14 protein-coding genes and 1 pseudogene are annotated in these 9,745 nt (G+C 59.6%); 13 read left to right on the top strand and 2 right to left on the bottom strand.

The annotated features are described in order from the left end of the window. The coding region (locus tag ACP151_RS15320; protein WP_424979233.1) for a transposase at positions 1–247 on the bottom strand (247 nt) is incomplete at its 3' end. Between ACP151_RS15320 and ACP151_RS15315 the strand changes: the two genes are divergently transcribed. From ACP151_RS15315 to ACP151_RS15275, 9 genes are all read left to right on the top strand, one after another. Next, positions 190–534: a DUF1194 domain-containing protein gene (locus ACP151_RS15315; RefSeq protein WP_424979771.1), complete on the top strand. Its 345-nt coding sequence runs from the start codon at positions 190–192 to the stop codon at positions 532–534. The two genes, ACP151_RS15320 and ACP151_RS15315, sit on opposite strands and share 58 nt — an antisense overlap. A 193-nt stretch (positions 535–727) precedes the next feature. Then, the gene (gene sdhC / locus ACP151_RS15310) at positions 728–1,117 is read left to right on the top strand and encodes a succinate dehydrogenase, cytochrome b556 subunit (RefSeq protein WP_424979769.1); all 390 of its coding nucleotides are present in this window, start codon (positions 728–730) and stop codon (positions 1,115–1,117) included. Between the two features lie 11 nt (positions 1,118–1,128). After that, positions 1,129–1,500, top strand: a complete 372-nt coding sequence (gene sdhD, locus ACP151_RS15305; protein WP_424979768.1) for a succinate dehydrogenase, hydrophobic membrane anchor protein — start codon at positions 1,129–1,131, stop codon at positions 1,498–1,500. Positions 1,501–1,525: 25 nt separating this feature from the next. After that, on the top strand, positions 1,526–3,334 hold the full coding sequence (sdhA, locus tag ACP151_RS15300; protein ID WP_424979767.1) for a succinate dehydrogenase flavoprotein subunit: 1,809 nt from the start codon (positions 1,526–1,528) through the stop codon (positions 3,332–3,334). An 11-nt stretch (positions 3,335–3,345) separates the two neighbouring features. Next, positions 3,346–4,125, top strand: a complete 780-nt coding sequence (locus ACP151_RS15295) for a succinate dehydrogenase iron-sulfur subunit (protein WP_424979766.1) — start codon at positions 3,346–3,348, stop codon at positions 4,123–4,125. 110 nt (positions 4,126–4,235) lie between these two features. Continuing rightward, a complete protein-coding gene (locus ACP151_RS15290) occupies positions 4,236–4,505 on the top strand; it encodes a hypothetical protein (RefSeq protein WP_424979765.1) in 270 nt (89 codons plus the stop codon). A 260-nt stretch (positions 4,506–4,765) separates the two neighbouring features. After that, positions 4,766–4,963 carry a hypothetical protein gene (locus ACP151_RS15285; protein WP_424979764.1) on the top strand — a complete coding sequence of 66 codons (198 nt, stop codon included), beginning with the start codon at positions 4,766–4,768 and terminating at the stop codon, positions 4,961–4,963. Positions 4,964–5,227: 264 nt separating this feature from the next. Continuing rightward, positions 5,228–6,085 (top strand): urea carboxylase-associated family protein, encoded by an 858-nt coding sequence (locus ACP151_RS15280; protein WP_424979763.1) that lies wholly within the window; start codon positions 5,228–5,230, stop codon positions 6,083–6,085. Then, the gene (locus ACP151_RS15275) at positions 6,054–6,206 is read left to right on the top strand and encodes a hypothetical protein (protein WP_424979762.1); all 153 of its coding nucleotides are present in this window, start codon (positions 6,054–6,056) and stop codon (positions 6,204–6,206) included. The genes ACP151_RS15280 and ACP151_RS15275 overlap by 32 nt, the downstream gene beginning before the upstream one ends. A 32-nt stretch (positions 6,207–6,238) precedes the next feature. Here ACP151_RS15275 and ACP151_RS15270 read toward each other — a convergent pair. Beyond that, positions 6,239–6,589: pseudogene (locus ACP151_RS15270) on the bottom strand (purine-nucleoside phosphorylase); the annotation flags it as partial. Here ACP151_RS15270 and ACP151_RS15265 point away from each other — a divergent pair. The 4 genes from ACP151_RS15265 (at position 6,486) to sdhA (ACP151_RS15250) (ending at position 9,741) form a co-directional block, all read left to right on the top strand. After that, a complete protein-coding gene (locus ACP151_RS15265; RefSeq protein WP_424979770.1) occupies positions 6,486–6,941 on the top strand; it encodes a DUF1194 domain-containing protein in 456 nt (151 codons plus the stop codon). The pseudogene ACP151_RS15270 and the gene ACP151_RS15265 overlap by 104 nt on opposite strands. Positions 6,942–7,134: 193 nt before the next feature. Beyond that, entirely contained in the window at positions 7,135–7,524 is a 390-nt protein-coding gene (gene sdhC / locus ACP151_RS15260; RefSeq protein ID WP_424979769.1) for a succinate dehydrogenase, cytochrome b556 subunit, read from the top strand. A gap of 11 nt (positions 7,525–7,535) precedes the next feature. After that, positions 7,536–7,907: a succinate dehydrogenase, hydrophobic membrane anchor protein gene (gene sdhD, locus ACP151_RS15255; protein WP_424979768.1), complete on the top strand. Its 372-nt coding sequence runs from the start codon at positions 7,536–7,538 to the stop codon at positions 7,905–7,907. A 25-nt stretch (positions 7,908–7,932) separates the two neighbouring features. Beyond that, a complete protein-coding gene (sdhA, locus tag ACP151_RS15250) occupies positions 7,933–9,741 on the top strand; it encodes a succinate dehydrogenase flavoprotein subunit (protein WP_424979767.1) in 1,809 nt (602 codons plus the stop codon). Positions 9,742–9,745 lie beyond the last annotated feature (4 nt).

Below are 9,745 nucleotides of genomic sequence, written 5' to 3'. Positions count from 1 at the left end.
TCTTCAGCAGGCTCGCAACCATACCGGACGTTTGCCGCAATGGCAGGCCGAACAACACCTTCACACTAAGGCAGAACTGGATGGCCGCATCGGAGAAGGTCTCCGGTCGTCCGCGTTTGCCGCATCGCTCGGCGAACCAGGTCATGTCGCGGTCAAACCAGACCAGCAGAGAGCCGCGCTTTCGAAGTGATGCGTTATAGTTGGACCAGTTCGTTGTTCGATAGCGGGAAGAGGCAGGCTTCGGCATGCCGCCGATCTAACCTACGGGATTCGCAAAGTGAATCCTCTACGGCCTTTGTGCAACAACGCCCGGCGGATGTCACCGTGAATGCGATTGCCATAGAGCAAAGCGAGCCGGATCTGACGGCGTATTTCTTTGAAAACGTTATTCGTGGCGATGGTGCCTTTGTGGTCACCGCTGCCAGTTTCGAGGATTACCCGTCAAGAATACGCAAAAAGCTTGTCAGGGAGATCGCCCGGAAGACTGCATTGCTGCATTCTGGGGGCGGAACGGCGGCGAAGGCTTTGCAGTGATTTGCAGTTTCCCTTGTGATTCTGCAAAAAATTTCCAAGCTGCGATTTTGTGATCACTAAATATTTGCTGTGATCACAAGTCGTGACCTTTTAGCGCCAACAGGCAAGAAACCTGCTGATTTTAACTCTTCCTTCGGGTGACACGCCGTAAAAATCGGCTAAAACGTCGTCAGCCAACCGGAAAGGAGCCAACATGGCCGATGTCAATCGGGGCAACCGCCCGCTTTCGCCATTCATGATCGGGCCGTATTACCGTCCGCAGATGACCTCCATCTCGTCTATCATGGTCCGCATCACGGGGATTGCGACCCTGCTTCTGGCTCTGCTGGTTGTTTGGTGGCTGCTGGCAGCTGCGACGTCCGAAGCCGGTTTTGCTGTCATCGACGGGCTGCTGCGCAGCTGGTTCGGCACTTTGGTTCTGCTCGGCGCAACCTGGGCGCTTTGGTATCACATGCTGGGCCGTCTGCGGCATGTGATCTGGGATTTCGGCTACTGCCTGGATGTTCCGGTCTCTGAAAAGCTGGGGCTGGGCATGTTCATTGGCGCCACTGTCCTGACCATTCTCACAGTGCTGGTGGTGTAAGGAGCGATTTCATGCAATTTCTGACTGACCGTAAACGAGCGCAGGGGCTGGGTGCCGGGGGCACCGGAACGCAGCATCATTGGCAGATGCTTGTAAGCTCGATCCTGATGATTGCGGCCGTGCCGCTGTTCATTTTCACCTTCGGCTACGGGCTGGGCGGCTCTTTTGAAGAGGTACAGGCCTATTTCAGCCGACCGCTGCCGGCGATCATCATGGGGCTGAGCCTGATTGTGATCACGCGGCACGTCATGCAGGAAACGCATGAAGCGATCGAGGATTATGTGCACGGTGCAGCGGGTAAACTGCTGATCGTCGCGGTCTCGGCCTTTGCCTACACGCTGATTGCTGCGGGCCTTTTCGCCCTCGTCAAACTCGCCCTTTAAAGATACGCGGTAAGGAACAGACAAGATGACAACAGCGTATGATTACGAAACTCACGAATACGATGTCGTGGTTGTGGGGGCAGGTGGTGCGGGTTTGCGCGCGACGCTGGGCATGGCTGAGCAGGGGCTGCGCACGGCCTGTGTGACCAAAGTGTTCCCGACCCGTTCGCACACTGTGGCGGCGCAGGGTGGCATTGCGGCGTCTCTGGGCAACATGGGCCCGGACAGCTGGCAGTGGCATATGTATGACACCGTCAAGGGGTCGGACTGGCTGGGCGACACCGACGCGATGGAATATCTGGCGCGTGAGGCGCCCAAGGCGGTCTACGAGCTGGAACACTACGGTGTGCCGTTCTCGCGCACCGAGGAAGGCAAGATCTATCAGCGCCCGTTTGGCGGCCACACCACCGAATTCGGCGAAGGCCCTGCGGTGCAGCGCACCTGTGCCGCCGCTGACCGGACCGGCCACGCGATCCTGCACACGTTGTATGGTCAGAGCCTGAAGAACAACGCGGAATTCTACATTGAGTATTTCGCCATCGACCTGATCATGTCCGATGATGGGCAGTGCCAGGGTGTTGTCTGCTGGAAGCTGGATGACGGCACCATGCATGTCTTCAACGCCAAGATGGTGGTGCTGGCGACCGGCGGTTACGGCCGGGCCTACTTCTCGGCCACTTCGGCGCATACCTGCACCGGCGACGGTGGCGGCATGGTGGCGCGCGCGGGCCTTGCGCTGCAGGACATGGAATTTGTCCAGTTCCACCCGACCGGCATCTATGGCTCCGGCTGTCTGATCACCGAAGGCGCGCGCGGCGAGGGTGGTTATCTGACCAACTCCGAAGGCGAACGGTTTATGGAGCGCTATGCGCCCCAGTACAAGGATCTGGCACCGCGCGATTATGTCAGCCGGTCTATGACCATGGAAATCCGCGAAGGCCGTGGTGTGGGCGCCGAGGGCGACCATATCCACCTGAACCTGTCCCACCTGCCGGCTGAGGCGCTGGCGGAGCGGCTGCCGGGCATTTCGGAAAGCGCCAAGATTTTTGCCGGTGTGGATGTGACCAAGGAGCCGATCCCGGTTCTGCCCACCGTGCATTACAATATGGGCGGCATTCCGACCAACTATTGGGGCGAGGTGCTGAACCCAACGTCTGAGGACCCGACTGGTGTGGTGCCGGGCCTGATGGCGGTGGGCGAGGCAGGCTGTGCCTCGGTGCATGGCGCCAACCGTCTGGGGTCAAACTCGCTGATCGACCTGGTGGTCTTTGGCCGCGCCTCTGCTATCCGCGCGGGCAAGGTTGTGGACGCGGACGCCGCGAACCCGGTGTTGAACCAGGCCTCTGTCGACAAGGCGTTTGACCGGTTCGACACGCTGCGCAATGCCAAGGGCGGCATCCCGACTGCGGATCTGCGGCTGGAGATGCAGAAATGCATGCAGGCTGACGCGGCGGTGTTCCGTACTGCGGAAACCATGGCCGAGGGTGTGGAGAAGATGACCGCGATCGCCGCTAAGATGGATGATGTGGCGGTGACCGACCGCTCGCTGGTCTGGAACTCCGACCTGATGGAGACACTGGAACTGACCAACCTGATGCCGAACGCGCTGGCCACCATTGTTGGCGCCGAAGCCCGCAAGGAAAGCCGCGGCGCCCATGCGCATGAGGATTTCACCGCGCGTGATGATGAAAACTGGCGTGTCCACACCGTGTCCCGCGTGGACGGCAACAATGTGGATCTCAGCTACCGCCCGGTGATCACCGATCCCTTGTCCACCGAGGCCGAAGGCGGCATCAGCCTCAAGAAAATCGCGCCCAAAGCGCGGACGTTCTAAGGAGACAGATCATGGTACAATTCAGCCTCCCGAAGAACTCCAAGATCACCACTGGCAAGACCTGGCCCAAGCCGGAAGGCGCCAGCAATGTGCGCAAGTTCAAGATCTATCGCTGGAACCCGGATGACGGGAAGAACCCGCAGGTCGATACCTATTTCCTGGATATGGACAGCTGCGGCCCGATGGTTCTGGACGCGCTGATCAAGATCAAGAACGAGATCGACCCGACACTGACCTTCCGCCGCTCCTGCCGCGAGGGGATCTGCGGGTCGTGCGCGATGAACATCGATGGTATCAACACGCTTGCCTGTATTTATGGCATGGATGAAATCAAAGGCGATGTGGCGATCTACCCGCTGCCGCATATGCCGGTGGTCAAGGATCTCATTCCTGATCTGACGCATTTCTATGCCCAGCATGCCTCGATCATGCCGTGGCTGGAGACCAAGACCAATCGCCCGGCGAAAGAATGGAAGCAGTCCATCGAGGATCGCAAGAAACTGGACGGGCTGTATGAATGCGTGATGTGCGCCAGCTGCTCGACCTCCTGTCCGAGCTACTGGTGGAATGGCGACCGCTATCTGGGGCCGGCCGCGCTGCTGCACGCCTACCGCTGGATTATCGACAGCCGCGACGAAGCCACGGGTGAGCGTCTGGATAACCTGGAAGATCCGTTCAAGCTCTACCGCTGCCACACGATCATGAACTGCGCCAAGACCTGCCCCAAAGGTCTGAACCCGGCCAAGGCGATTGCGCATATCAAACAGATGATGGTTGAGCGCGCGGTCTGATCGCTGCGGGAGGCCTGCAAGGATCCGCCGCTTCTTGGGATGAAAATTGCATACCCCCCGGTTTCCTGCGAAACCGGGGGGTATCTTTTTGGCAAGCAATGGATTTGGGCATGAGATTTCTTGGATGCGCGGCGGGTGCGCTGGCTGTTCTGTCGGGTTGCATGACGGCAGCTGACCACGACCGGATTGGCGGTCAGTTGGCAGAAGTGGATGCCAAAACCCCGGGCTGCATCGAGGCTGCGGGCATTTCCGGAGAAGTTCGGCTCAGCACTGAGTTCCTGGGGCATGGCGCCGGTGCCACGGTGCTGCGCAATGTGCAGCCGGGGCCGAATGTGACAGCGGCGCAAGCGATGCAGGCGACTTCCTGTATCAATACCTGATGCAAGCAGGTTGCGCGGCTTTGCAAGCCGATCCAGATTATCTGAAGTAAAAGCGCATTTCCATGTCGGCTTGGCACTGGGGCCGACCAGGCATCTGCTGATCCTGATAAGACTGGAACGTGCTGGCCGCGCCGGAACCAGGCCAGGCGCAGTTGTTTCAATATCGTCAGGCGACCAGAGGCGGCCAGAGGAGGCCTGCGCTGCAGGCCTGGGCAGCATTTATGTTTGAAGCGCATAAAGGGCAGGGCTAGACAGGCCGCATGGTATTACTTGTTGTCCTGGCGATCGGTGTCTTCTGTTATTTTCTGTGGCGCCACAATGCGATGGCTCTGACCCGCAACTGCCGCTGGCGGCAGGTGAAATCCGAAGGTCACTGGCGCTGCAGCTATTGTGGGGCGGTGGAGGTAGGCGCCGAAGGGCCGCGTATCTGCCGAAACCCGCGGCGCGGCACACCCTGACCAAGCTCTCCCGCGCCCGCAGGCGCCACGGCTGCGCCGAAGCGCCTTTTGTGCGGCCTTAGGCCTGGCACCGCGCACAGCGCGGTGCCAGGCCCAACTGCATCGGTGCTTTTGACAAAAGCACCGATTTCAGGCGGGAGCTTTGCGGCCTGCGCCGTATAGTTCCGTCGGGAACAGGGTAATCCTGTACAAGCGGTGCAATGGGCTTGCGCTGTGGCTGCGATGCGGTCTTGATGGGGCAAATGAACAGGAAGGTTTGCGCTCATGTCCCGTAGTCCCGCAGCCCCCGCCGATGCGGCGGCCCGACGCGCCGTCAAGCCGGTGATCTGCTACCCGAATGAGACATTGCCTGTGCCGGACCTGGCGCTTTACAGCCGGGCGCGGGAGAGTGCTGTGAAAACCGGCGAAATGCGTGTGCCGCCGCGCGACGCTGCCTGTTTCGAAGTTCCTGCCGGGCATTTCTTCCGCATCAGTTCAGTGGATGGGCCGCAGGTTGGCGATCTCAACCTGTGGAACCGCAATGATCTGTCGGAACGGTTCTATTCCGGCAAGACCCGCGCCCTACATGGCACCCATATCACCACCGGTGAGCGGATGTGGACCAGTTTCCCGTATCTGCGCCCGATGGCAACCGTGGTGGCGGATACGCTTGGCTGGTACGGCATAGATGAATACGGCGGTTCGGTGCATGACGTGATCGGCACTCGCTGTGACCCTTACACCGGCAACCTCCTGGCAGGCAGCCAGTACCATCACTGCTGCCACTCCAACCTGACCCGGGCGCTGGCGGATCATCTGGGGGTGCCGCCGGAAGAGGCCGAGCCGCATGTGCATGACGTGCTGAACGTGTTCATGTGCACCGGGTTCACCCGCGACACAGGGCAGTATTTCATGAAGGCCAGCCCTGTGCGGCCAGGCGACTATCTGGAATTCTTTGCGGAGATTGACCTGCTGGGCTGTCTCAGCGCCTGCCCGGGCGGGAATTGTTCGTCAGAGCATTCCAGCGACACGGCGGCCTGTTATCCGCTGCTGGTTGAGATTTTTGCCCCGGCTGACAGTGCGCTTGGCAATTGGCAAAGCCCGCCACCAAATGGATACGATCGCAGCCACGGACACGGCTGATTTGGCAGGCCAAGAAGGTTACGGCCAAGCGCTGGAGCGGATTTCCGGCCTGTGCTTTTCTGCTGAATTCAAAGACACGTTTCCAAAGATTGAAAATGCCGAAAAAAAGGCAGCGGATTAACCGCTGCCTTGAAAAACTGAATATTGCAGGCGTCAGCTAAAAGCGGCTTCCAGCGCTATTTCGACCATATCGCCAAAACTGCGTTCACGCTGATCAGCTGGTAATGCCTCACCGGTTGCCAAGTGGTCGGAGACGGTCAGCACCGCCAAGGCCCGACGCCCGTGACGGGCAGCCAATGTGTATAACTCCGCAGCCTCCATCTCGACGCCGAGAATGCCGTGACGCACCATCTGTTCGTTCAGATCAGGGCGTTCATCATAGAACACATCCGAAGAATAGATGCCGCCGATATGCACGGCAGAACTGCGTTTGGACGCGGCCTGGGCTGCCGCCTGCAAGAGGCTCCAATCGGCACAGGGCGCGAAATTCAGCTCGCGGAAAATAGAAGTGATGCGTTATAGTTGGACCAGTTCGTTGTTCGATAGCGGGAAGAGGCAGGCTTCGGCATGCCGCCGATCTAACCTACGGGATTCGCAAAGTGAATCCTCTACGGCCTTTGTGCAACAACGCCCGGCGGATGTCACCGTGAATGCGATTGCCATAGAGCAAAGCGAGCCGGATCTGACGGCGTATTTCTTTGAAAACGTTATTCGTGGCGATGGTGCCTTTGTGGTCACCGCTGCCAGTTTCGAGGATTACCCGTCAAGAATACGCAAAAAGCTTGTCAGGGAGATCGCCCGGAAGACTGCATTGCTGCATTCTGGGGGCGGAACGGCGGCGAAGGCTTTGCAGTGATTTGCAGTTTCCCTTGTGATTCTGCAAAAAATTTCCAAGCTGCGATTTTGTGATCACTAAATATTTGCTGTGATCACAAGTCGTGACCTTTTAGCGCCAACAGGCAAGAAACCTGCTGATTTTAACTCTTCCTTCGGGTGACACGCCGTAAAAATCGGCTAAAACGTCGTCAGCCAACCGGAAAGGAGCCAACATGGCCGATGTCAATCGGGGCAACCGCCCGCTTTCGCCATTCATGATCGGGCCGTATTACCGTCCGCAGATGACCTCCATCTCGTCTATCATGGTCCGCATCACGGGGATTGCGACCCTGCTTCTGGCTCTGCTGGTTGTTTGGTGGCTGCTGGCAGCTGCGACGTCCGAAGCCGGTTTTGCTGTCATCGACGGGCTGCTGCGCAGCTGGTTCGGCACTTTGGTTCTGCTCGGCGCAACCTGGGCGCTTTGGTATCACATGCTGGGCCGTCTGCGGCATGTGATCTGGGATTTCGGCTACTGCCTGGATGTTCCGGTCTCTGAAAAGCTGGGGCTGGGCATGTTCATTGGCGCCACTGTCCTGACCATTCTCACAGTGCTGGTGGTGTAAGGAGCGATTTCATGCAATTTCTGACTGACCGTAAACGAGCGCAGGGGCTGGGTGCCGGGGGCACCGGAACGCAGCATCATTGGCAGATGCTTGTAAGCTCGATCCTGATGATTGCGGCCGTGCCGCTGTTCATTTTCACCTTCGGCTACGGGCTGGGCGGCTCTTTTGAAGAGGTACAGGCCTATTTCAGCCGACCGCTGCCGGCGATCATCATGGGGCTGAGCCTGATTGTGATCACGCGGCACGTCATGCAGGAAACGCATGAAGCGATCGAGGATTATGTGCACGGTGCAGCGGGTAAACTGCTGATCGTCGCGGTCTCGGCCTTTGCCTACACGCTGATTGCTGCGGGCCTTTTCGCCCTCGTCAAACTCGCCCTTTAAAGATACGCGGTAAGGAACAGACAAGATGACAACAGCGTATGATTACGAAACTCACGAATACGATGTCGTGGTTGTGGGGGCAGGTGGTGCGGGTTTGCGCGCGACGCTGGGCATGGCTGAGCAGGGGCTGCGCACGGCCTGTGTGACCAAAGTGTTCCCGACCCGTTCGCACACTGTGGCGGCGCAGGGTGGCATTGCGGCGTCTCTGGGCAACATGGGCCCGGACAGCTGGCAGTGGCATATGTATGACACCGTCAAGGGGTCGGACTGGCTGGGCGACACCGACGCGATGGAATATCTGGCGCGTGAGGCGCCCAAGGCGGTCTACGAGCTGGAACACTACGGTGTGCCGTTCTCGCGCACCGAGGAAGGCAAGATCTATCAGCGCCCGTTTGGCGGCCACACCACCGAATTCGGCGAAGGCCCTGCGGTGCAGCGCACCTGTGCCGCCGCTGACCGGACCGGCCACGCGATCCTGCACACGTTGTATGGTCAGAGCCTGAAGAACAACGCGGAATTCTACATTGAGTATTTCGCCATCGACCTGATCATGTCCGATGATGGGCAGTGCCAGGGTGTTGTCTGCTGGAAGCTGGATGACGGCACCATGCATGTCTTCAACGCCAAGATGGTGGTGCTGGCGACCGGCGGTTACGGCCGGGCCTACTTCTCGGCCACTTCGGCGCATACCTGCACCGGCGACGGTGGCGGCATGGTGGCGCGCGCGGGCCTTGCGCTGCAGGACATGGAATTTGTCCAGTTCCACCCGACCGGCATCTATGGCTCCGGCTGTCTGATCACCGAAGGCGCGCGCGGCGAGGGTGGTTATCTGACCAACTCCGAAGGCGAACGGTTTATGGAGCGCTATGCGCCCCAGTACAAGGATCTGGCACCGCGCGATTATGTCAGCCGGTCTATGACCATGGAAATCCGCGAAGGCCGTGGTGTGGGCGCCGAGGGCGACCATATCCACCTGAACCTGTCCCACCTGCCGGCTGAGGCGCTGGCGGAGCGGCTGCCGGGCATTTCGGAAAGCGCCAAGATTTTTGCCGGTGTGGATGTGACCAAGGAGCCGATCCCGGTTCTGCCCACCGTGCATTACAATATGGGCGGCATTCCGACCAACTATTGGGGCGAGGTGCTGAACCCAACGTCTGAGGACCCGACTGGTGTGGTGCCGGGCCTGATGGCGGTGGGCGAGGCAGGCTGTGCCTCGGTGCATGGCGCCAACCGTCTGGGGTCAAACTCGCTGATCGACCTGGTGGTCTTTGGCCGCGCCTCTGCTATCCGCGCGGGCAAGGTTGTGGACGCGGACGCCGCGAACCCGGTGTTGAACCAGGCCTCTGTCGACAAGGCGTTTGACCGGTTCGACACGCTGCGCAATGCCAAGGGCGGCATCCCGACTGCGGATCTGCGGCTGGAGATGCAGAAATGCATGCAGGCTGACGCGGCGGTGTTCCGTACTGCGGAAACCATGGCCGAGGGTGTGGAGAAGATGACCGCGATCGCCGCTAAGATGGATGATGTGGCGGTGACCGACCGCTCGCTGGTCTGGAACTCCGACCTGATGGAGACACTGGAACTGACCAACCTGATGCCGAACGCGCTGGCCACCATTGTTGGCGCCGAAGCCCGCAAGGAAAGCCGCGGCGCCCATGCGCATGAGGATTTCACCGCGCGTGATGATGAAAACTGGCGTGTCCACACCGTGTCCCGCGTGGACGGCAACAATGTGGATCTCAGCTACCGCCCGGTGATCACCGATCCCTTGTCCACCGAGGCCGAAGGCGGCATCAGCCTCAAGAAAATCGCGCCCAAAGCGCGGACGTTCTAAGGAG

It is taken from the genome of Leisingera sp. S232, assembly GCF_049800895.1.
Taxonomy (GTDB): domain Bacteria; phylum Pseudomonadota; class Alphaproteobacteria; order Rhodobacterales; family Rhodobacteraceae; genus Leisingera.
The sequence above is the reverse complement of the archived record's forward strand: the minus strand, read 5'-3'. Positions and strand labels throughout refer to the sequence as shown.